Consider the following 22,621-nt stretch of genomic DNA (forward strand, 5'->3'; position numbering starts at 1 on the left):
GAAACTTATGACGCAGTCTACGCTGACGCTTTCCAATCTTTCACCTAAAACCCCTCTTGCGACCAGTGAAGGTGCGGCAGGCGAGGTAAAAGGTGATAAAAATACCGGCTTTTTAGCGGCGTTGCGCCAGTCCATTGATGGCAAGGGTGAGCAAGGCGACATACCGATTAAACTGACCCAAGATGGCAAGACTTTACTGGTTGATGGTCAGGCAATTGATGCCGAGGCGATGCTTGCTGATGGCATGTTTAGCGAAGCGGAAATGGCCGAAATTGCCGATATGACAGCCATGGAAGAGAGCCAAGCACTGCTGATGCGACTGAATCAAGCGGCAGCCATGCTTAATGGCAAATCTTTGCCTACTGCCGACGCTGATCCCTTATCTGCCAGTGCGGATGCGTTATCAGCACAGACGCTAAACGTGACGCAATCTGATGACGATGAAAGTGTGCAGATAGACGGTGATAACACAGAAGGGGTGATCGACAGACAAGCGTTATTGACTGAGCTGGCCAAAAACTTGCCGGAGGGTGTGTCACCCGAAAAAGTACTCGATCAGTTATCGCCGGATCAGTTGGCGGCGTTGGCAAGTCAAGTAAGAGCGACGCAATCACTTGACGCTGAGAGTGCTGCACATCGCAAAGATAACGCGCTTGAATCGGATGGAAGCGCGATAAAATGGTCAACCGCCAAAGCGCAACAAGAGACAGATAATCCAGCATCTCTAAGCAAAGAGAAGGAAACGCTGGCGAAAGAAGGCCAGCTGAAAGAGGGCGTCACAAAAGAAGGCGCGACACTATTAAAGAGTAGCGAGCTGACCGATAAACTGCGCCATGATGCAAAATCAGCAGCGACCCCCAATGCCAATCCAGCGTCGTTATTAGCAGGAAAAATGGGCCAGTCGGATGACCTCAGCAAAGCCGCATTAAAAGCGATGGCAGAGCAAGCGGGTCAAGCGGACAGCGCATTGACAAGTGGCAGTGCTTCTAGCGCAGCAGAGGGAGCCACACGCCCTGAAAACTTAGCGCAACAATTGGCCAGTGGTTTAGGGTTGTCGTCGGCCCAGTCCGCCACGGCACGACAAGATATGCAAGCAGCGCAGAGTGTACAGGCGCCCCTCCCGCTCGGACAAACGTCCACAGAAGCTGGTGCTGCCTTGACGGAGCGTATTAACATCATGCTGTCAAAAAACCTCAAGCAGGTTGATATTCGGCTTGATCCTCCTGAGCTAGGGCGAATGCAAATTAAGTTGGGAATGAACAACGATCAAGCGACGGTTCACATTACAGTCGCCAACCAGCAAGCGCGAGACGCGGTTGAACAAGCAATGCCGCGGCTTCGTGATATGCTACAGCAACAAGGCTTACAGTTGGCTCAAGGATCCGTTCAGCAGCAAGACAGTGGCGCGCAGCAAATGGCTTCAGGACAACAAAATCATACTGGGGCAGGGGCGTCAGGCGACCCGTCTCTTGGGTTGAAGACCGCTGACGACCATGATGACGCGATGTTAGCAGGGCACGCGTTAAACGTTTCACACAATGATCGCGCTGTCGATTACTATGCTTGATCAAAACGACGCTTGATAAAAACAACGCTGGATCAAAACAACGCTGGATCAAAACTGCGTTTAATCCAGAACTTTGCTAGAGCAACACGCATCAATAATGAGGAGCATGAATAGCCATGGCAAATGACAACGCAACCTCGGAACAAGGCGGGGGCAAGAAAAAGCTCATCATCATTATCATTGTTGCTGCTGTGGTGTTATTGGCGGCCGTAGGCGGTGGGGCTTTTTTCTTTTTATCGGGTGACGATAAAAGTCAGGACGATATTGTCTTGGAGGAAGAAAATAACACGCTTCCGGCCATTTATGTCACTCTACCTCAGCCGTTTGTCTTTAACGTGACCGGTGATGAACAACAACGGCTGGTGCAAGTGAATGCACAATTATTGGTGCGTGGTAGCGAGAGAGAAGCGCTAGCGAAGGAAAATTTGCCGCTGGTAGAACACGCGTTACTCAATACCTTTGGTGCTGCCACAGTTGAGCAACTGCGGACCCCTCAAGGTCAGCTAGAAGTCCGACGCCAATCCGCCGAGAATGTGCGCGCGGCTTTAATTAAAGTAACGGGTGAGCCGGTGGTAGAGCGGGTTCTCTTCACTGGGTTTGTGATGCAATAGGTGATGACGTGACTGACTTACTCAGCCAAGACGAGATTGACGCGCTCCTTCACGGCGTTGACGACGTCGATGACGACGATAATGAGCCCGAGGTTGGAGAAGATGGGACGGTCTCCTTCGACTTCTCGTCGCAAGATAGAATTGTGCGCGGGCGCATGCCGACGCTCGAGCTTATCAATGAGCGTTTTGCGCGTCACATGCGCATCAGCTTGTTCAATATGCTGCGGAAAACCGCCGAAGTTTCGATAAACGGCGTGCAGATGATGAAGTTTGGCGAGTACCAAAACACGTTATACGTTCCGACCAGTTTAAACATGGTACGGTTTCGTCCACTAAAAGGGACGAGCTTAATCACCATGGAGGCCCGACTGGTCTTTATTTTGGTTGAAAACTTCTTTGGTGGCGATGGCCGATTTCATGCCCGGATCGAAGGGCGCGAATTTACCCCAACCGAACGACGCGTCATACAGATGCTGCTGAAGCTGATGTTTGAGGATTATAAAGACGCGTGGGCCCCTGTTATGGAAGTGGCCTTTGAGTATCTTGATTCGGAAGTCAACCCAGCGATGGCAAACATTGTCAGTCCATCGGAAGTGATTGTGGTCAGTTCATTCCACATCGAACTGGATGGCGGGGGCGGTGACATTCATATGGTCATGCCTTATTCGATGCTGGAGCCAATCCGTGAGCTCCTCGACGCCGGGGTACAAAGTGACAAGATGGATACCGACGTGCGCTGGAGTAAAGCGCTACGTGATGAAATCTTGGACGTAAATGTGGAACTCAGTGCAAAACTACTCGATGTGACCTTATCGTTGCGCGATTTGATGGAGTTACAAAAAGGGGATGTGATCCCGGTTGATATGCCAGATGCGTGTACGGTTTTTGTGGAAGACTTGCCAACCTATCGAGCGAAAATGGGCCAGTCTAACGATAAACTGGCACTGAAAATTGTTGAGAAACTAAAACGACCTGATATGGCGAAGTCTGATATTTCGCTATTACAGGATAAACCTGAGCTACTCGATGATCTCGAGGAAGATTTACCGATTGATGATAAACAAGGTAAAACTCAGTGAATAAGACCAGTAAACAGGGGTAAGACGTCATGGATCAAAATGATGTAGATGATGATTGGGCTGCTGCCCTGGCTGAGCAGTCTGATTCGGAAGGATCAGACGACGTACAAGCGGCACCATTGGATGAGCTCACTGACGACAGTGAGAAGCAACTGGGCGCGGATGAACAACGTAAGCTCGATGCGATTCTCGATATTCCGGTGACCATTTCGATGGAAGTGGGGCACACTCAGATTAATATTCGGAATCTTCTCCAGCTTAACCAAGGCTCGGTGGTTGAACTCGACCGTCTCGCCGGTGAATCGCTCGATGTTCTGGTGAACGGTACCTTGATCGCCCACGGTGAAGTGGTGGTGGTTAACGATAAATTTGGTATTCGTCTTACCGATGTCATCAGTCAAACTGAGCGAATTAAGAAGTTACGATAAGATGATCGTGAACCGACGCGTTTGGGGAATATTGTTGGTGCCGATGCCCGCTTGGGCAGCGGCGCCAGATGTAAGCATAGTGACAATGCTGTTGTCTCTCGGGCTGGTATTGGCATTAATCTTTGGCTTAGCGTGGCTATTACGTCGGCTTAAGCTCCCTGGCTTGGCGCAGCAAAGCAATGGGATCAAAATTGTCAGTCAATTAGCCATTGGCCAAAAAGAGCGGATATTAGTTGTGGACGTACATGGAGAGCAACTTGTCATCGGTGTCACAGCTTCTCAGGTGCAGCTATTAAAAGCGCTAGATAATCCGGTGCCCACAACAGCGCCGACTTCGCCAGACTCTCACTCTCGCTTTGCAAATCAGCTTAGCCAACTATTGAATCGAAAATGACGATACGCACGCTATTGGCAGTCTGGGTTTTGGTGGTGGCCACTTTGATGACACCGTTTGCTTTCGCCGAGCAAGAAGCCACGCCCGCCCAGGAAAGCATCACAACCGAGTCACTGAATGATAGCGGTGAAGCGGTTCGCCTGGAAACGCAGCGCAATACCGGAGGCGGGATCCCTGCGGTGACCATGCGAGTCAATCCGGATGGTAGCGAAGACTACTCCGTGACCTTACAAATTTTAGCGCTGATGACCGCGTTGGGCTTTTTGCCAGCGGTCGTCATTTTAATGACGTCCTTTACCCGCATTGTGGTGGTGATGGCGATCCTTCGCCAAGCGATGGGATTACAGCAAACGCCGTCCAATCAAGTCATTATTGGCATCGCCATGTTTTTGACCTTGTTCATTATGTCGCCGGTGATCGATAAAATGAATACAGAGGCGGTACAGCCGTATATCAATGAGCAGATGACAGCGCGTGAGGCCTTCACTCGGGTGCAAGTGCCACTACGAGAGTTTATGCTTAGGCAAACCCGTGTCAAAGATTTGGAAACCTTTGTCAATATGTCGGGCGCTCAAGTTGACGAGCCAGAGCAGGTGCCAATGACCGTACTGATCCCCGCATTTGTGACATCAGAACTGAAAACCGCGTTCCAAATTGGATTCATGCTGTTCTTACCGTTTTTGGTGATTGACTTGGTGGTAGCGTCGGTATTGATGGCGATGGGTATGATGATGTTGTCGCCCATGATAGTGTCATTACCGTTTAAATTAATGCTCTTCGTGTTGGTTGATGGGTGGAATTTGATCCTTTCTACCCTCGCCGCCAGTTTTGGCTAAAGGAGGCAGCAATGGCCCCGGAAGCGTTTGTTGAACTGTTCCAGGATGCGCTTTACCTGGTACTACTGTTAGTGTCTGCGATTGTCGTGCCGGGTTTGTTAGTCGGTTTGATCGTCGCTGTATTCCAAGCGGCAACCTCGATCAACGAGCAGACACTCAGTTTTCTTCCCCGTTTAATTGCGACGTTTATTGCGCTGATGTTTTTTGGTCATTGGATGACACGGATGTTGATGGAATATTTTTATCGTTTGATTGATCACATCCCAACCATTCTGTACTGACGGAAAGGCATATGGAATATCCGGCCTCGGTGATTTTATCTTGGATGGCTAACTACTTTTGGCCGTTTACACGCATCTCATCGATGATGATGGCGATGACGTTTTTTGGTGCCCGTTTCGTGCCTACCCGGATCCGTTTATACCTTTCTCTTGCGATTACCTTTGCGGTCATGCCTGCACTTCCTGCGGTGCCAGAGGACATCGAGTTAGTGTCATTTGCCGGATTTATGGTGCTCGCGCAGCAAGTCGTGATTGGCGTTGCGATGGGGCTAGTCACTCAGTTCATTACCCAAACCTTCGTCATCCTCGGCCAGATCTTGGGGATGCAATCAAGTTTGGGTTTTGCGTCAATGGTGGATCCAGCCAACGGTCAAAACACGCCACTATTGGGTCAGTTTTATCTCTTCTTGGCCGTTATGTTATTTCTTTCCACCGATGGCCACTTGAAAATGCTTAACCTAGTGGTAATGAGCTTTGAGACGCTCCCCATTGGCGAGATGATAGGGGCCGCAGATTATCGCAGCCTCGCAGCATGGTTTGGGATCATGTTCGAGGTCGCATTGAGTATGTCGCTGGCGGGTGTCATTGCTTTGTTGGTGGTCAATTTGTCTTTTGGTGTGATGACCCGAGCGGCGCCACAACTTAATATTTTCTCACTTGGCTTTGCATTTGCATTGTTGATGGGGTTGTTGATCAGTTGGTACTTACTGTCCGGTATGTTGACGCACTACAACAACCATTGGCAAACCGGGCTCAATCAAATTTGCTCCCTTATCCGGCTGAATTGCGAGTTTAACTAATGGCAGAAAGTGACGGTCAGGAAAGAACAGAAGACGCCACACCCCGAAGGCAGGAGCAGGCGCGGGAAAAGGGCCAAGTACCGCGCTCAAGAGAATTAGCGTCAGTGGCTGTTCTGGTGGTGGGTGCCGTCAGTTTAATGTGGTTTGGGCAAGCGTTGGGCGAAGCGTTAATGGCGCTGATGACGCGCTTGTTTTCACTTTCGCGTGCTGAAATCTTCGATAGCTCAGAGCTGATGCTGGTGATCGTTGGTGAGCTACTGCATCTAATTCTGCCTCTAGGCTTGATCCTTGTGGTGTTATTTATCTCCGGCCTCGTCGGCGCAGCAGGTTTGGGAGGTGTCAGCTTCTCTTGGGAAGCCGCGCGGCCCAAATTATCAAAAATGAGCCCGATTTCTGGCTTCAAGCGTATGTTTGGTACCCAAGGGCTCGTCGAGCTGTTGAAGTCAGTGTTGAAAGTCTTGCTCGTCGCCGGCGTTGCGACCTATTTGGTCTATATCAACTTAGAAGAGTTTTTTGAGCTGACGATCGACACCTTTCCCAGCAATCTTTTTCACGCGTTAAATATTTTGTTGGACTTTGTGTTGTTGGTCTGTTGTTCACTGCTGGTGGTGGTGGTGATTGATGTGCCATTCCAAATTTGGCAACACAATGAGCAGCTGAAAATGACTAAACAAGAGGTCAAAGACGAACACAAAGAGACCGAAGGTAGCCCTGAAGTTAAAGGGCGTATTCGCATGCTGCAACGGGAAATGGCGCAACGCCGGATGATGGCCGATGTGCCTCAAGCTGATGTTGTGGTCACTAACCCTGAGCACTATTCGGTGGCGTTACGCTACAACAGCGACATGGACAGTGCACCGGTTGTGATAGCTAAAGGCTCTGATTTTACCGCACTGAAGATTCGTGAAATTGCAGCAGAATATGATGTTGCTATTGTACCTGCACCACCGCTGGCACGCGCGCTGTATTTCAGTACCGAGCTAGAGCAGCAGATCCCAGACGGTTTGTTTACTGCCGTTGCTCAGGTGTTAGCGTATGTCTTCCAGCTCAAGCAATACAAAAAAGGCCGAGGCCGGCGGCCCACGCGCCCAGATGATACCTACTTACCCATCCCTACCGATTTGAAACACGATTAACCATGGTGTCATCGTACGCGTGAACGAAGTCCCGCTATCGGGTTGCTTGTCGGTGTTTTTTGGCTGGTAGACGCGCCAAAAAGCTGACACATTATCCGCTTTTTCTGGCGTAAAAATTGCTTGCCTTGCACTCTCGTTTTATTTCCGCGTGGCAACTGGCCCACGTTCACCAATCATGGACTTGAACGCCTGACATGTTAAAAGCCAAGTGGCGATTGCCATTTTCTGACAAGGTGCCTTACCACCGTCTGGGTGCGATGCCAGCGATCGGCGCACCGGTACTGGTATTGGCCACCTTAGCAATGGTGGTGCTGCCTGTACCGCCGATGCTGCTCGACTTAATGTTTTCTTTCAACATTGCCTTGTCGTTGATTGTATTGCTGGTCACCATTTATACCCGTCGTCCTCTTGAATTTGCTGCCTTCCCCGCGGTGTTGTTAATTGCAACCTTGATGAGACTAGCACTTAACGTTGCCTCTACCCGGGTGGTTTTGCTTTATGGTCACGAAGGCCCCGATGCAGCCGGTCAGGTCATTGGTGCATTTGGGTCAGTCGTGATTGGTGGCAACTACGCTGTCGGTCTGGTCGTCTTCCTGATTTTGATGATCATTAACTTTATGGTTGTCACCAAAGGTGCAGGCCGGATTTCCGAGGTCACGGCGCGTTTTACCTTGGATGCGTTGCCCGGTAAGCAAATGGCCATTGATGCCGACTTGAACGCAGGGTTAATCGATCAAGAGCAAGCGCGTGCTCGTCGCCAAGAAGTGACGCAAGAGGCTGACTTCTATGGCTCGATGGATGGTGCGTCCAAGTTTGTTAAAGGCGATGCGATTGCCGGGATCTTGATTCTTTTCATCAACATTGTTGGTGGGCTGTCTATCGGTATGGGCCAACATGATTTAGGATTTTCAGACGCGATAGAAGTGTATACCTTGCTCACCATTGGTGACGGTCTTGTCGCGCAAATCCCTTCATTGCTGTTATCCATTGGTGCCGCCATTATGGTGACGCGTCAAAATACCGATGAGGATATGGGGCAGCAGGTGGTGTTCCAGCTGTTTGATAATCCACGTGCCCTCATGATTGCCACCGGTATTCTGACGATCATGGGCGTGGTGCCTGGTATGCCACACCTGCCTTTTCTATTTTTGGCGTTGGCTTGTGGTGGACTGGCATATTGGAAATACCAGCAGTATCAAAAAGCACAACAAGCGCCAGAGCAGTCTGATGTCCCTGATGCAACCCCTCCGGCACCAAAAGAACTGTCCTGGGATGATGTTCAACCGGTTGATGTCATTGGCCTCGAAGTGGGCTATCGGCTCATCGCTATGGTCGACCGAGACCAAGGGGGCGAATTGTTAGATCGAGTGAAAGGGGTGCGTAAAAAACTCTCGCAAGACTTTGGCTTTTTAATCCCGCCCGTACACATTCGCGATAACCTAGAGTTACCACCGCATAACTACCGCATTACGTTAATGGGCGTCGCGGTCGGTGAAGCAGAGGTACACCCCCAACATGAATTAGCAATTAATCCAGGCCAAGTGTTCGGACCCATTGACGGTGAACCGACTCAAGACCCGGCGTTTGGCTTAGAGGCTGTCTGGATAGAGCCGAGCCAGCGCGAGCACGCGCAAGCCTTAGGCTACACAGTGGTTGATTCAGCAACGGTACTGGCGACACACCTGAGCCAAATGCTCACCAATAATGCCGAGCGACTACTCGGCCATGAAGAAGCGCAGAACTTGATAGATATGCTGGGTAAACAAGTTCCTCGTTTGGTGGAAGGGCTTATTCCCGATCAGATCCCACTGAGCGTGTTAGTCAAAGTGCTCCAGAACTTGCTCAGTGAAGCGATTCCTATCCGTGATATCCGCACCATTGTGCAGACCATGGCGGAGTACACAGGAAAGAGTCAAGATCCCGACATCCTAACGGCAGCAGTGCGGATTGCTCTGCGTCGCTTGATTGTCCAAGAAATCAATGGCAGCGCGCCTGAGCTACCGGTTATCACCCTTGTTCCTGAACTGGAACAGATGTTGCATAAAACAATGCAGGCGTCCGGTGGGGAGTCAACAGGCATAGAACCTGGTCTTGCTGAGCGGTTACAGTCTTCACTGGCTGAAGCAACTCAGCAGCAAGAACTACAAGGTGAGCCTGCGGTATTGCTGACATCGGGTGTGTTGAGAGCCACGCTCGCAAAATTTGTCAAGAATACGATTCCGACGTTACGTGTGTTGTCTTACCAGGAAGTACCGGACGAAAAACAAATTCGTATCGTTAATGCGGTTGGCAACAATTAACCTCGTTTATGAGTAGGGCCGTGCTTTGAAAATAAAACGTTTTTTGCAAAAGATATGAGAGCTGCGCTGAGCCAAGTGAAAGAAGAGCTGGGCGCGGATGCCGTTATCATGTCTAACAAAAAAGTGACAGGTGGCGTAGAGATTGTCGCGGCTGTGGATGCAGACACTGAGCCGATGCCGGATAAGCCTGCTCCTAAGGCGCAGCAGCAGTCGGCAAACGCCTATTCACAGGCACATCGGCAATTGGCTGATGATCAAGTTCAATTGCGCCAGCGTCAGCAAAGCCACGCGCGTCAAAATGGGCAAAGCAAGCGACCGCCTCGCTTTTCTGCGATGCTTGATGAGTATCGGGAACAATCACAGCCAACTGAACCCGAAACCGAAGCTGACTCGCTCACTGCCTTGCTACAGCGTCAGCAAAAGCAATCAGGTCACGGTTCGCGCCCCCAACCTCCAACTGACGCGCGTCAGTCGGCACTGGGTCGTGGCTATGAGCCTCGTCGCCAGTTAAAGAGCAATGGTCGCTCAGGTTGGCAAGATGCATCACCAGCGCCCCGTTCATCGCCCGCTAAACCGCAGCTCGATCCGTCCCGGTTTGAAGGACGGCAATCGCAAGCCTCGGATAAAGAAATTGATGCCATGCGTCAAGAAATGGCCTCGATTCGAAGCTTACTTGAACACCAGTTATCGGGGTTGATGTGGCAAGAGGTGGAACGTCGAGAGCCATTAAGAGCGATGCTAATCAAACGCTTAGAGCGGATGGGGCTATCCTCTGAACTGGCCGATCAACTGGCGTGTTATATCCCAGAAGAAACGCCGCCGAATGAGGCGTGGCAAGCGCTGTTAGATTTGGTGGCTGATCAAGTGATTACGGTTGATGAGAACATGCTAGAAACCGGGGGCGTGATTGCCTTGCTTGGCCCTACAGGGGTGGGGAAAACGACCACCATTGCCAAGTTAGCCGCGCGCGCCGCGATGGAATTTGGCCCTGAGGATATTGCCTTAGTCACCACGGACACCTTCCGTATCGGTGCCCATGAGCAACTCGCCACGTATGGGCGAATCCTTGGCTGTCCCGTTAAAGTCGCTAAAGATGCGGATGAGCTTGCCGATATCCTCTATCAACTGCGTCATAGACGCTTGATATTGCTAGATACCGCTGGAATGGGACAGCGTGATCTTCGGTTGTCGGAGCAACTGGATACCCTGATGCAAAACAGTGGCTCACATATCCGTAGCTTGCTGGTGTTGCCTGCGACATCGCAGCGCCGCGTATTGCAAGAAACCATCGAACACTTTCGCCGTATCCCTTTATCGGGATGTGTACTGACCAAGCTAGATGAGTCGCTCAGCCTCGGTGAATTATTGTGTGTCACCATCGAAAATGCCTTGCCTGTGGCCTACTTGGCCGATGGGCAACGTGTGCCGGAAGATATCCGCCAAGCCACGGGACAATTTCTGGTGGTAAAAGCCAGTGAAATGTTGGAGTCAGGCACGGATCAGCACAATCACTTCTGGAGCAGCGATGTCCCAGAGTCGAATGGGGCGGACTTTTATGATTGAGACAACCATGCAAGATCAAGCAAGCGGCCTTCGCCGTTTAACCAATCCGTCACGTACCAAGGTTATTACCGTAACCGGGGGGAAAGGTGGCGTAGGAAAAACTAACGTTACGTTAGGGATGGCCGCGTCCATGGCTCGTCAGGGCAAAAAAGTGATGGTGCTTGACGCCGACCTTGGCCTCGCCAATGTAGACGTATTACTTGGATTGCGGGCGGGTAAAAACCTATCGCATGTTCTCCAAGGTGCCTGTGACCTCAAAGATATTATTCTGGAAGGGCCGCATGGTATGAAAATCGTCCCCGCTTCGTCTGGCCTTCAAGGCATGACAGAGCTGACACCCGCCCAACATGCTGGTTTAATTCGTGCTTTTGGTACACTCGAAGAAGAGGTTGATGTACTCTTAGTGGATACGGCGGCGGGTATTTCTGATATGGTATTGAGCTTCTCGCGCGCGGCACAAGATGTCGTCATTGTGGTCTGTGATGAGCCCACGTCGATTACTGATGCGTATGCGTTGATTAAACTATTAAGCCGAGAACACGGGGTGACGCGCTTCAAAGTTGTCGCAAATATGGTCAGAAGCTACCGTGAAGGGCGAGACTTGTTCACAAAATTAACGCGAGTCACTGAACGTTTTCTCAATGCTAATCTAGAATTAGTAGCATGTATTCCCGTGGACGAAAGGGTGAGGCAAGCCGTGAGAAAACAAAAAGTTGTCATTGACGCATTTCCTCGCTCCCCCGCATCATTAGCCATGAATGCGCTCGCAAATAAAGCGCTGACATGGCCGGTACCACGTAATCCGGGAGGCCATCTGGAGTTTTTCGTTGAGCGATTGCTGATCAAAAATGATGACGCAGGAGAGTTAGTTCGTGAATAAAGCGCTCACGTATAGCCGCGTAGGGGTAGATCGCCAAGCGGTACTTGAGCGTTATTCGAGTTTGGTTAAGCGCATCGCGCATCATTTGATGGGGCGCTTACCACCGAGCGTTCAAGTAGAAGATTTAATCCAAGCTGGCATGGTGGGTCTTCTTGAGGCGCAGCAAAATTATGACCCGTCAAAGGGCGCAAGTTTTGAAACTTATGCTGGTATTCGTATTCGCGGTGCTATGCTGGATGATATGCGCCGCGGTGATTGGGTTCCACGGTCTGTCCACAAGGCGAGTCGAACGATCAGTGATGGCATTGCATCGTTAGAGAAAACCTTAGGGCGAGACCCAACTGATGTGGAGGTGGCAGAAAAGCTCGATATGAGTTTGGATCAATACCATCAGGCGCTTAACGACGTAAGCTGTGGGCGTTTAATCGGTATGGATGATCTGGGTGTCTCTGAAGATGCATTCACAACGGAGAGTCACCGTAACGACAACACTCCCTTTCAGGGCGTTGCGGAAGATAGTTTCAAGGCCGCATTAGCGGGCGCGATCAAAAGTCTTCCTGAAAGAGAGGCACTGGTTCTATCTCTCTATTATGATGAGGAATTAAACCTTAAAGAGATAGGCGCTGTGATAGGGGTCAGCGAATCCCGGGTCTGTCAGATTCAAAGTCAGGCTACGCAACGTTTGAGAGCCAAGCTAACCGCTTGGCATAGTGAGTAACTGTTTCGACAATAAAACGAGACCTCACCGGAGGCAACCTTGGATAAAAACATGAAAATTCTCGTTGTTGATGATTTTTCAACAATGCGCCGTATCGTAAAGAATCTTCTTCGTGACTTGGGTTTCAACAATACCGTTGAAGCAGATGACGGCTTAACCGCGCTGCCAATCCTTAAAAAAGGCGGTATTGATTTTGTCGTGACCGATTGGAATATGCCGGGCATGCAAGGGATTGACCTGCTTAAAGAGATCCGCAAAGACGATGAACTTAAGCACCTTCCTATATTGATGATCACCGCCGAAGCGAAACGCGAGCAGATTGTAGAAGCCGCGCAAGCTGGCGTGAACGGTTACATTGTAAAACCTTTTACTGCCGCAACGTTGAAAGAGAAGCTCGATAAGATCTTCGAGCGCATGTAATCAGTAACGCGCATAGTTAAAAGGAACCGTCATGATCAACCTGGACCAAGCGAAACAATTGGTCGCGTATCTTGAGAGTGGAGAGCAAGATAACGCTAACACGCTTCTGACTGAGATAGCGAAAGAAGCGCGTGACCCGCTGTTTAATGAAGTGGGTAAGTTGACCCGCCAATTACATGATTCTATTACTGACTTTCGCTTGGATCCCAGAGTAAGTGATTTGGCGAATGTCGATATACCTGATGCTCGCGATCGGCTTACGTATGTGATGCAGAAAACCGAATTAGCGGCAAACAAAACCATGGACGCGGTCGAGCGTACCATGCCGATTGCCAGTGATTTGCAAGACAATCTGCAAGCGGTACGGCCTAATTGGAACAGCTTGATGCGGGGCGACATTGCCTTGGATGAGTTTAAGCCATTGTGTCACAGCATTGAGGGTCTATTGACTCAGGTTGAGGGGGGGGCAACAGAACTGCATGCTCACCTTACTGAAATATTAATGGCACAAGATTTTCAGGACTTAACGGGGCAGGTAATTCGACGTGTTATTGAATTAGTGCAGGAAGTGGAACAGCAACTGGTTGAAATACTGACTGCGTTTGGCATGGATAGCGCTGCAATCGAAGCAGCATCGGCAACACAAGCAGATGATACCACCAGTAAATCAGCCCCTGAGGGTCCTGTGATTCATCCCGAAGAGCGTGATGACGTGGTTCACAACCAAGATGATGTTGACGACTTATTATCGAGTTTGGGTTTTTAGAGGTGCGCTATGAGCTTTGAGATGGATGAAGAAATCCTTCAGGACTTTTTGATTGAAGCGGGGGAAATCCTCGAACAAATGTCTGAGCAACTGGTCGATTTGGAGCGTGCCCCTGATGACGCAGACTTATTGAACAGTATCTTCCGAGGGTTCCATACCGTAAAAGGTGGGGCAGGTTTTCTTGGCCTCAATGCCTTAGTTGATACTTGCCATGGTGCTGAAAACGTTTTTGATAATTTGCGGAATCGTGGCCGTGAATTGACGTCCGACGTGATGGACACCATTTTGCAGGCATTGGATACCGTTAATGACCAATTTTCTGCCGTGCAAAATCGTGAAGAGCCTGTTATCGCAGATCCCACACTATTGGAAGCGCTTCACCGTTATGCCAAACCGGCAAGCGAAGACGAGGAAGTACCCGCAGAGCCAGAGCCGGAACCTGAGCCAGAACCCGAACCAACTGCTGAACCAGAGCCGCAAAACGATGCGACACCGGCACAAGACGAAGGTGCGATAAGCGGTGATTCCGTCGATGAAATTACCGAAGATGAATTCGATAAATTGCTCGATCAGCTTCATGGCGAAGGCAAAGCACCGACATCTTCAAATGAATCATCGCCCGCTAAGCCAGAAGTGGTGGAAAGCACCGAAGCGGATAGCGGTGATATCACCGACGATGAATTCGAAAAGTTACTTGACGATCTGCATGGCTCTGGTAAAGGCCCAGCCGCACCGCAGCCAGGCGATGATGCAGCTGAAAACAGTGCTTCAGCACCGAGCCAACCCGCCTCATCGGGTGGTGATGATTTTATTGACGATGATGAATTCGAAAAGCTGCTAGATGATTTGCATGGTAGAGGTAAGGGGCCAGCGGCAGATGCTGAAAGAGCGAAAGCCGATGCAGATAAAGTCGACGCTAAGCCTGAGCCCAAACCGGATCCTGCGCCGGCTAAAAAAGCGAGCAAGCCAGAACCCGCCAAAGAAGCAGCACCTAAAAGTGCGGGGGCAGGAGCAAAAGCGCCTGCCGCTGTAGAGAAAGCACCTGAGAAAAAACCGCCTGCAGCACCACAGCAAGAGCAGACCGTTCGGGTGAATACCTCCACGCTCGACGGCATTATGAATATGGTCGGCGAGCTTGTGTTAGTGCGCAATCGACTCGTCAGCCTGGGTCAAAGCAGCAATGATGAGAGCATGGCCAAAGCGGTTACCAACTTGGATGTGGTCACGGCGGACCTGCAAGGCGCGGTGATGAAAACGCGGATGCAACCGATCAAAAAGGTCTTTGGTCGTTTCCCTCGTGTTGTCCGCGATCTTTCTCGCAGCTTGAAAAAAGAAATTGTCTTGGAAATGCAGGGCGAAGAGACCGATCTCGACAAAAACCTTGTCGAAGCCTTGGCGGATCCTATGGTCCACTTGGTGCGTAACTCGGTTGACCATGGCATTGAAATGCCTGATGAGCGTGAAAAAGCAGGCAAACCACGTGTGGGTACCATTACCTTAAAAGCCTCCCAGGAAGGGGATCATATCTTGCTGACCATCGCCGATGATGGTGGCGGTATGGATGCAGAAAAGCTGAAAAGCATCGCGGTTAACCGTGGGGTGATGGATGCTGAAGCCGCCGCTCGCTTGAGCAACAGTGAGGCATATAATCTTATTTTTGCCCCAGGCTTTTCGACCAAAACAGAAGTGTCCGACATTTCCGGCCGTGGGGTTGGGATGGATGTAGTTAAAACGGGCATCACTAAGCTGAATGGCTCGATCAATATCGACTCTGAGCTGGGCCGAGGCACAGTGCTGGAAATCAAGGTACCGCTCACCCTTGCGATTCTTCCAACCCTTATGGTTGGCGTGGGAGACAACCCGTTTGCTTTCCCACTGTCCAACGTGAGTGAGATCATCAGTTTAGATATGTCCCGAACTAACACGGTTGATGGTCAGCTCACGCTTATTGTTCGAGATAAAGCGATCCCGATTTTCTTCTTGCAAGATTGGCTATGTAAACGTGCAACGGAGATTGATAAAACCAAAGGGCATGTGGTGATTGTACAAATTGCTCACCAACGTATTGCCTTTGTTGTAGATACCCTATTTGGGCAAGAGGAAGTGGTGATTAAACCGCTTGATGAATTGCTGCAAGGTACACCGGGTATGGCGGGTGCAACCATCACCAGTGATGGTCATATCGCCCTGATTCTGGATGTGCCCAACCTGTTGAAACATTACGCAGGTTAATGAGAGAAAAGGACGCCCATGGCAGTAAAAGTATTGGTGGTAGATGATTCAAGTTTCTTCCGTCGCCGCGTGAGTGAAATAATCAACGCTGATCCAAGAATGGAGGTGATTGATAGTGCGGTGAATGGCAAAGAAGCGGTTGAAAAAACCGCGCAACTTAAGCCAGACGTGATCACTATGGATGTCGAAATGCCGGTGTTAGACGGGATTTCAGCGGTGCGCCAAATCATGGCGCAAACGCCAACACCTATCTTGATGTTCTCATCGCTAACACACGATGGCGCAAAAGCGACGTTAGATGCACTCGAAGCGGGTGCACTCGATTTTCTTCCCAAAAAGTTTGAGGATATCGCGCGTAATCGAGATGAGGCAACGAACTTACTCCAGCAGCGCGTGCTTGAGATCGCGCGTAAGCGCCCGGTCATGCGTCGCGCTACACGTCCGTCACCTGCTTCCGGCTCTGAGCAAACCGTACCACCGACGGGGGGGGTGCGAGCGCCTGCACGTCCGGTGTCTAGACCCACCGCGGGTACGGCGTCTTCAGCAAAAGCGCCGGCAAAATTTGCCGCTTCGGGTAAGCGCTATCAATTAATGGCAATTGGTACCTCAACGGGGGGACCGGTTGCGCTACAAAAGGTACTGACTAAACTGCCAGCGAACTTTCCACTGCCCATTATCTTAATTCAGCATATGCCAGCGACATTTACCGCCGCATTTGCTCAGCGTTTAAATGGTCTGAGTAAGGTAACCGTGGCCGAGGCAAAAGATGGCGATATGCTCAAACCGGGTCATGCTTATCTTGCGCCTGGTGGCATGCAAATGATGGTAGATGGTCGGCCGGGTGCTGCACGTTTAAAAATTCTCGATGGCGGCGAGCGGATGAATTACAAACCCTGTGTGGATGTGACATTTGGCTCGGCGGCAAAAATCTATGGCGATAAAGTCCTATCTATGGTGCTAACAGGCATGGGAGCGGACGGTCGAGAAGGTGCACGCATGCTCAAAAATGCGGGATCGACGATCTGGGCGCAAGATGAAGACAGTTGTGTTGTTTATGGCATGCCGCAAGCGGTCGCCAAAGCGGGCATCTCATCGGAAGACTTGCCACTTGACCGGATTGCCGAGCGCATACTGGTTGAGCTGAATTTAAAATAAGGAGTGGGGCTTGATAGTCTGGAGTATCGCCAACCAAAAGGGCGGTGTTGGTAAGACAACCACCACAGTGACATTAGCAGGATTGATTAGCGAGCGTAAGAAACGTGTCCTGCTGGTGGACACCGACCCGCACGCCTCACTATCGACGTATTTGAATTTTGATTCGGAGCAGCTTCCGGCAAGTTTGTTTGATTTATTCCAATTACAGACCGTGAATAAAGACACGGTCAAACCGATTATTTTAAAGACCCAGTATGAAAACATAGATTTGATCCCCGCTCATATGTCACTGGCAACGTTGGATCGTGTCATGGGTAACCGTGGTGGCATGGGGCTGGTATTAAAGAAGGCGTTGAGCGCACTCTCGGATGACTACGACTATGTATTAATTGATTGCCCGCCCATACTAGGTGTGATGATGGTTAATGCGTTAGCGGCGAGTCATCGAATTTTAATTCCTGTACAAACTGAATTTTTGGCCATGAAAGGGCTGGAGCGAATGATGCGGACGTTACAGATCATGCAAAAATCTCGTAGCTCCAACTTTAATCTCACCATCATTCCTACCATGTACGACAAGCGAACACGCGCCTCGTTAGAAACATTGCAAGAGTTAAAGATTCGCTACAGTGATCAAGTGTGGGCGTCAGCCGTTCCTATTGATACCAAGTTTCGAGATGCGAGCCTCAAACATATGCCAGCGTCTTTCTATGCCAAAAACTGCCGCGGTGTCTTTGCTTACAAAACGCTATTAACCTATTTGGAGCGACTGGAACAGGATGAACAAGCATAACACCCTCTCCAGTGGTCAGGCGCTCGATGACTATTTTGAAGCCCTACTGGATGACTTAGGTGACAGCTCGGAAAGCGATTCCCAATCCGTCACACCCGATTTGGGCGTGACGCGGGTGTCGTCTGCCTCATTGATCGAGGATAATGATCCGACACAGCCACGCTTGCAGCCCAAGCCACAACCTAGTGCTGCACCGTTGAAGCCCGATCCGGTTGCTTATGCCGAGCCAGAGCGCGATCTGGCAGAAGTTGAGCGTTTGTTAGCTCAGCTTAGAATTGATGAAGAAGCTGAAGTCGACGCGCAAGCGGAAACCTCAACGCAAACAGAGACTGAATGCGCCCAAGACACTGCGACTGAAACAACAGAACCCTTGGTTGAAGAAGCGTCTGAGTCAGTGGTAGACACTTACACCATGGCTGATTGGGGCCTAGAAGAAAAAGACGCGATTACGGTAGACGAGTCTGTGCCTGAGGTAGAGACCGAGACCGAGATCGAGACCGACGAAGGTGTCTCCATCGAGTCCGAAGCAACGGTATCTACGTCCGACCAAGAAGAAGTGCGTGTTGATGAGGCGTTCAGGACGGAGCAAGCACAACAGGCGGACGTTGACGTCGAGGTTGACACACAAGCCGGTGAAGAGATTCCTCCCACACAGTGGGAAAATGCTGAAACTGAAGCGGAGTTTCAGGTATTATTTTTTGAGAGTATGGGCGTTACCTATGCCGTGCCACTTGCAGAATTAGGTGGTATTCATCAACTCGGAGACTGTAATCGTTTGATCGGACGACCAGATTGGTATCTAGGATTGCAGACAGAGAAGCAGCAACAGCTTGATGTCGTTGATACTGCTCGTTGGGTGATGCCAGAAAAACTGGCAGATAATCAGCACAGGGACGACTATAATTATATTGTGATACTGGGGGACAGTAAGTGGGGGTTGGCGTGTGATCAACTCCTAGGCACACAAGCTCTCAGTGGAAAAGCCATTCGCTGGCGAAAACAAGCCGGAAAAAGGCCTTGGCTAGCGGGCATGGTAAAAGAGAAAATGTGTGCTTTGATCCATGTCCCAGCATTTATTGCTATGTTAAATCAGGGGATTGACGCCAAAGCGATGGCGTAATAACTAGTTACACAGCGCGTAAAGAGGAAAATCAATGTCTCAGGTAGCTGAAATTCAAAAAGAAGGCGTCAATGACGAAGTATTGCAGTGGGTTACTTTTCAGCTTGAAGAAGAGACCTACGGCATCAACGTAATGCAGGTGCGTGAGGTTTTACGGTATACCGAAATTGCACCGGTCCCTGGCGCCCCTGACTATGTATTGGGTATCATTAATCTGCGTGGTAACGTCGTGACAGTGATCGACACACGCTCTCGCTTTGGTTTAGCCTCTGCCGAGGTTACAGACAATACGCGTGTGATTGTTATCGAAGCAGAAACCCAAGTCATTGGCATTATGGTCGACAGCGTGGCCGAAGTGGTATATCTGAAAACATCAGAAATTGATACCACGCCGAGCGTCGGTACAGAAGAAAGCGCCAAGTTTATTCAAGGCGTAAGTAACCGTAATGGTGAACTACTTATCTTGGTCGATCTCAACAAGTTATTGACCGATGAAGAGTGGAATGAAATGGCCATGCTGTAATGGTTGAGCTGCTGCTTACTTGGTTGCCGGTTGTGGTGACGGTGGTGTTTGCCATCGTCACTCTGTGGCGCTTGGGCGCGGAAAAGCGCGCTCGGGAGCGATTAGAGAACAAGTTGCAGGCGATGGAAACCGTGCTAAAAAGTGCGCGTCAACGCCATGACAGTCTTGCTAAGCAGTTTAATGAATTGCGTGCCGGTAGTATGGGTATGGGTAAAAAGTTGGCGGATTTATCTGCCAATGTCGACGATCTATTGGAAAAACACGTCGAGCTGGAGATGCACGATTCAGGTAGCCGCTTATACAGCCGTGCGAGCAAAATGGTCGACCTCGGTGCCGATGTGGATGAACTGATGCAAGAATGTGATCTCCCTAAAGCCGAGGCTGAGCTTTTACTGAGTTTACGTAAGCGTCAAGCGGCCAATCAGCAACGCTAGTCTTTATACCTGCGTATTGATTGGCTTATGCTCGTGCCAGCCTGGTGGGGTTTTTCCTTCCAACACCCACGCATAAGCAATCAACTCTGCTATCACTTGGTAAAGAATCGGCGGGATTTCATCCCCCTTTTCAAGCTTTTCTAACCACGCGAGCAGGTGAGCATCTTCGTGAATTAGGCAGCCTTGTTCATTAAGTGCTTCAATGAGTTCATGCGCGAGTTGGTTAGACGCTTTGGCTTGAACCGTCGGCGCGTTATAACCATCATATCCAAGCGCGATAGCTCGTTTCTCACCTTTGTCACCTTTCTTATCTTTGTCATCTTTCTTATCTTTGTCACCTTTCTCACTTTTCATCATTATACCCTCACTGAAATGCCGGCCCCTGGTGGCACTTCGGCTGTATTCGGTGTGACAGCTTCTACTCTATCACTGACATTGATCTCCATCGCAATGGCTTGCTGAGCGAGTCGGTCATTAAGCCAATCAATCGTTTGATAAATTCGCTGCTGGAGTGCGTGTGTCGGGGCGGTTAGCGTTATTTTATTCTCGACATCTGAGACGTCGACATCCGCACGAATAAATTGGCGGCCAACGGGAAGATAAAGTCGAATTTGCCAGCTTAGGTTTGGTGCCGACTCCGATGAATCTTGAGCCCCGCATCGACGCGCGTTTACCCGAATAGGGGGTTGCTGGGGGTCGGAAAAGGGCAGCACCCATTGCCACTCTCCCGGGCGAGCCGATTCAGCGACCCGCTGTTCGGCCATTAATCGCAATACGCCCTTCATACCGTCGCCTTCAGATTGTGGTGTCAGCCATTGGCGCAGTAACGTCGCCATTAATTTATCTGCGGGGCGTTGTGACAGCCATTCGGCGATTTTATCCGGGTTCAGGTCGTGTGAGCGACTCGGTAACGTCCACAATGACAGTAACGATTGCATCAGCGTTTGTGTCGCGGCAGGCTGTTGCTGGATAGTGGCGGTCAGCGCGGGCAATAGGTGTAACTGAGCCAGCACTCCGGAGAGGGAGGCCTGGGACTGACCGGTTAGCAACGTAAATTGCGCCTGCGTCAGTGCACGACTGTCTATCTGACGTGTCATTGGTCTTGCAAGCGCTGCTGGTTTTTCCACCCATTGTTGTGGATTCGTTGGCCCAATCTTCATGGTTTCTCACAATTATTTACGCGAGTCACACTTTGCAACCCTATGGTAACTAACAGTCATTTTGACCATTGTGATACTATGCGTCCACTTTTGTAACACAAAGCAGGATGCAACATTTGTCATGTTGGAAGTGAAACAGCTGTGCTGTGTTCGTGATGATCGAGTGTTGTTTGATGCGCTGACATTCTCTCTGTCTCCGGGTGATCTTGTTCAAGTTGAGGGACCAAACGGGGCAGGCAAAACCACGCTATTACGTATTATCGCGGGTCTAGGCTTAGCGGATAGCGGAGAGGTCTGTTGGCAGCAGCAGACGATTACCCAACAGCGCGACGTGTTTTATCGTAATCTTCTCTTTTTAGGGCATACCCCCGGAGTGAAACGCGAACTAACCGCCTTTGAGAATCTCTCTCATGCGATGCAAATGCATGGCCGCTATGACAGTGATGCGATTTGGCAAGCCTTGGCTAAAGTCGGCCTGGCTGGGCGCGAAGATATTCCCGCTGGACAACTATCAGCGGGTCAAAATCGACGCGTAGCATTGGCCCGTTTGTGGCTTACCGACCGTCGATTGTGGATTCTCGATGAACCGTTAACTGCGATTGATAAACAGGGCGTGAAGGTGCTTGAAGCTGTGTTCGAGCGGCATGTCAACCAAGGTGGCATTGTATTGTTCACCACGCATCAAGATATGTTTGTCGACCATCCTTTGCTGCGTCGTATTCGTTTGGGGGCCCAATGATCCAAGCCATGTGGTTGACCATTCGCCGAGAGCTAAAAGTGGCCTTCCGTCAGCCTGCTGACAGTCTCAATCCATTATGGTTTTTCATTATCGTGATTACCTTATTTCCATTAGGGGTAGGGCCTGGCCCGCAATTACTGCAGAAAATTGCTCCTGGTGTGATATGGGTCGCGGCCTTGCTCTCTGCATTATTATCCTTAGAGCGGCTTTTTCGCGACGATTATCTGGACGGCTCATTAGAGCAGATGATGCTGATGCCTGTCCCTTTACCTGTGTTGGTGATCGCCAAAGTGATTGCACACTGGTTGTTAACAGGGTTGCCTTTGCTGCTTGTGAGCCCGGTACTGGCGCTGTTGCTGTCATTAGATAGCACTAGCTACCAAGCGGTGGTCTTAACCTTGTTATTGGGGACCCCAACGCTGAGTTTTGTTGGCGCTATTGGCGTGGCGCTAACCGTTGGATTACGTAAAGGCGGCGTCTTGTTGAGCCTATTGATCCTCCCTCTTTATATCCCTGTACTGATTTTTGCGACCTCAGCGATTGATATGGCCGCATTAGGGGCAGACATCAGTGGGCAACTGGCTATTCTTGGCGCCATGTTGGTGGGATCGGTCACCTTGGCGCCATTTGCTATCGCCGCCGCGTTGCGTGTGAGCGTGAATTAATTATTAATCAGGAAGTAGAGC

General features: G+C 50.3%; 25 protein-coding genes. 23 read left to right on the top strand and 2 right to left on the bottom strand.

Features of this window, described 5'->3' with window-relative positions; all coding sequences use genetic code 11:
* Positions 1 to 7: 7 nt before the first annotated feature.
* The 21 genes from HLG76_RS06855 (at position 8) to HLG76_RS06955 (ending at position 20,036) form a co-directional block, all read left to right on the top strand.
* Positions 8 to 1,567, top strand: coding sequence for a flagellar hook-length control protein FliK (locus HLG76_RS06855; RefSeq protein ID WP_175993343.1), 1,560 nt, complete (start codon positions 8 to 10; stop codon positions 1,565 to 1,567).
* A 116-nt stretch (positions 1,568 to 1,683) separates the two neighbouring features.
* The gene (fliL, locus tag HLG76_RS06860) at positions 1,684 to 2,178 is read left to right on the top strand and encodes a flagellar basal body-associated protein FliL (RefSeq protein WP_175993344.1); all 495 of its coding nucleotides are present in this window, start codon (positions 1,684 to 1,686) and stop codon (positions 2,176 to 2,178) included.
* A gap of 8 nt (positions 2,179 to 2,186) precedes the next feature.
* Positions 2,187 to 3,257 (top strand): flagellar motor switch protein FliM, encoded by a 1,071-nt coding sequence (fliM, locus tag HLG76_RS06865; protein WP_077460309.1) that lies wholly within the window; start codon positions 2,187 to 2,189, stop codon positions 3,255 to 3,257.
* A gap of 29 nt (positions 3,258 to 3,286) precedes the next feature.
* On the top strand, positions 3,287 to 3,685 hold the full coding sequence (fliN, locus tag HLG76_RS06870; protein ID WP_021023065.1) for a flagellar motor switch protein FliN: 399 nt from the start codon (positions 3,287 to 3,289) through the stop codon (positions 3,683 to 3,685).
* Positions 3,686 to 3,692: 7 nt separating this feature from the next.
* Entirely contained in the window at positions 3,693 to 4,079 is a 387-nt protein-coding gene (fliO, locus tag HLG76_RS06875) for a flagellar biosynthetic protein FliO (protein ID WP_158011516.1), read from the top strand.
* Positions 4,076 to 4,915: a flagellar type III secretion system pore protein FliP gene (fliP, locus tag HLG76_RS06880; RefSeq protein ID WP_077460311.1), complete on the top strand. Its 840-nt coding sequence runs from the start codon at positions 4,076 to 4,078 to the stop codon at positions 4,913 to 4,915. The genes fliO and fliP overlap by 4 nt, the downstream gene beginning before the upstream one ends.
* An 11-nt stretch (positions 4,916 to 4,926) precedes the next feature.
* The gene (gene fliQ, locus HLG76_RS06885) at positions 4,927 to 5,196 is read left to right on the top strand and encodes a flagellar biosynthesis protein FliQ (protein ID WP_021023068.1); all 270 of its coding nucleotides are present in this window, start codon (positions 4,927 to 4,929) and stop codon (positions 5,194 to 5,196) included.
* 11 nt (positions 5,197 to 5,207) lie between these two features.
* The gene (gene fliR / locus HLG76_RS06890) at positions 5,208 to 5,996 is read left to right on the top strand and encodes a flagellar biosynthetic protein FliR (RefSeq protein WP_077576582.1); all 789 of its coding nucleotides are present in this window, start codon (positions 5,208 to 5,210) and stop codon (positions 5,994 to 5,996) included.
* Positions 5,996 to 7,132 (top strand): flagellar biosynthesis protein FlhB, encoded by a 1,137-nt coding sequence (gene flhB / locus HLG76_RS06895; protein ID WP_175993345.1) that lies wholly within the window; start codon positions 5,996 to 5,998, stop codon positions 7,130 to 7,132. Before fliR ends, flhB begins: the two co-directional genes overlap by 1 nt.
* Before the next feature lie 194 nt (positions 7,133 to 7,326).
* The gene (flhA, locus tag HLG76_RS06900) at positions 7,327 to 9,432 is read left to right on the top strand and encodes a flagellar biosynthesis protein FlhA (protein ID WP_077669119.1); all 2,106 of its coding nucleotides are present in this window, start codon (positions 7,327 to 7,329) and stop codon (positions 9,430 to 9,432) included.
* Positions 9,433 to 9,486: 54 nt separating this feature from the next.
* Positions 9,487 to 10,995, top strand: a complete 1,509-nt coding sequence (flhF, locus tag HLG76_RS06905) for a flagellar biosynthesis protein FlhF (protein WP_175993346.1) — start codon at positions 9,487 to 9,489, stop codon at positions 10,993 to 10,995.
* On the top strand, positions 10,988 to 11,875 hold the full coding sequence (locus HLG76_RS06910) for a MinD/ParA family protein (RefSeq protein ID WP_021023073.1): 888 nt from the start codon (positions 10,988 to 10,990) through the stop codon (positions 11,873 to 11,875). The genes flhF and HLG76_RS06910 overlap by 8 nt, the downstream gene beginning before the upstream one ends.
* Complete coding sequence (locus tag HLG76_RS06915; protein WP_021023074.1) at positions 11,868 to 12,593, top strand: RNA polymerase sigma factor FliA; 726 nt, start codon at positions 11,868 to 11,870, stop codon at positions 12,591 to 12,593. Before HLG76_RS06910 ends, HLG76_RS06915 begins: the two co-directional genes overlap by 8 nt.
* Positions 12,594 to 12,644: 51 nt before the next feature.
* The gene (gene cheY / locus HLG76_RS06920) at positions 12,645 to 13,013 is read left to right on the top strand and encodes a chemotaxis response regulator CheY (protein ID WP_037353866.1); all 369 of its coding nucleotides are present in this window, start codon (positions 12,645 to 12,647) and stop codon (positions 13,011 to 13,013) included.
* Between the two features lie 31 nt (positions 13,014 to 13,044).
* Positions 13,045 to 13,779 (top strand): protein phosphatase CheZ, encoded by a 735-nt coding sequence (locus tag HLG76_RS06925; RefSeq protein WP_021023076.1) that lies wholly within the window; start codon positions 13,045 to 13,047, stop codon positions 13,777 to 13,779.
* 9 nt (positions 13,780 to 13,788) lie between these two features.
* Positions 13,789 to 16,011: a chemotaxis protein CheA gene (locus HLG76_RS06930; protein ID WP_175993347.1), complete on the top strand. Its 2,223-nt coding sequence runs from the start codon at positions 13,789 to 13,791 to the stop codon at positions 16,009 to 16,011.
* An 18-nt stretch (positions 16,012 to 16,029) separates the two neighbouring features.
* On the top strand, positions 16,030 to 17,166 hold the full coding sequence (locus HLG76_RS06935; protein WP_021023078.1) for a chemotaxis response regulator protein-glutamate methylesterase: 1,137 nt from the start codon (positions 16,030 to 16,032) through the stop codon (positions 17,164 to 17,166).
* 10 nt (positions 17,167 to 17,176) lie between these two features.
* The gene (locus HLG76_RS06940) at positions 17,177 to 17,959 is read left to right on the top strand and encodes a ParA family protein (protein WP_077460316.1); all 783 of its coding nucleotides are present in this window, start codon (positions 17,177 to 17,179) and stop codon (positions 17,957 to 17,959) included.
* Entirely contained in the window at positions 17,946 to 19,079 is a 1,134-nt protein-coding gene (locus HLG76_RS06945; RefSeq protein ID WP_175993348.1) for a chemotaxis protein CheW, read from the top strand. Before HLG76_RS06940 ends, HLG76_RS06945 begins: the two co-directional genes overlap by 14 nt.
* A 34-nt stretch (positions 19,080 to 19,113) precedes the next feature.
* The gene (locus tag HLG76_RS06950; protein WP_021023081.1) at positions 19,114 to 19,602 is read left to right on the top strand and encodes a chemotaxis protein CheW; all 489 of its coding nucleotides are present in this window, start codon (positions 19,114 to 19,116) and stop codon (positions 19,600 to 19,602) included.
* Positions 19,602 to 20,036: a DUF2802 domain-containing protein gene (locus tag HLG76_RS06955; RefSeq protein WP_021023082.1), complete on the top strand. Its 435-nt coding sequence runs from the start codon at positions 19,602 to 19,604 to the stop codon at positions 20,034 to 20,036. The genes HLG76_RS06950 and HLG76_RS06955 overlap by 1 nt, the downstream gene beginning before the upstream one ends.
* A gap of 3 nt (positions 20,037 to 20,039) precedes the next feature.
* On the opposite strand, the gene HLG76_RS06960 is transcribed toward HLG76_RS06955, so the two are convergent.
* Positions 20,040 to 20,393, bottom strand: a complete 354-nt coding sequence (locus HLG76_RS06960) for an EscU/YscU/HrcU family type III secretion system export apparatus switch protein (protein ID WP_242414125.1) — start codon at positions 20,391 to 20,393, stop codon at positions 20,040 to 20,042.
* Complete coding sequence (locus HLG76_RS06965) at positions 20,393 to 21,196, bottom strand: hypothetical protein (RefSeq protein ID WP_175993349.1); 804 nt, start codon at positions 21,194 to 21,196, stop codon at positions 20,393 to 20,395. The genes HLG76_RS06960 and HLG76_RS06965 overlap by 1 nt, the downstream gene beginning before the upstream one ends.
* A gap of 121 nt (positions 21,197 to 21,317) precedes the next feature.
* On the opposite strand from HLG76_RS06965, the gene ccmA reads away from it, so the two are divergent.
* A complete protein-coding gene (gene ccmA / locus HLG76_RS06970) occupies positions 21,318 to 21,935 on the top strand; it encodes a cytochrome c biogenesis heme-transporting ATPase CcmA (RefSeq protein WP_077576587.1) in 618 nt (205 codons plus the stop codon).
* Positions 21,932 to 22,600 (top strand): heme exporter protein CcmB, encoded by a 669-nt coding sequence (ccmB, locus tag HLG76_RS06975; protein ID WP_077460320.1) that lies wholly within the window; start codon positions 21,932 to 21,934, stop codon positions 22,598 to 22,600. The genes ccmA and ccmB overlap by 4 nt, the downstream gene beginning before the upstream one ends.
* The last annotated feature ends 21 nt before the right edge of the window (positions 22,601 to 22,621 follow it).

Source organism: Salinivibrio sp. EAGSL (genome assembly GCF_013366455.1).
Taxonomy (GTDB): Bacteria; Pseudomonadota; Gammaproteobacteria; order Enterobacterales; family Vibrionaceae; genus Salinivibrio; species Salinivibrio costicola.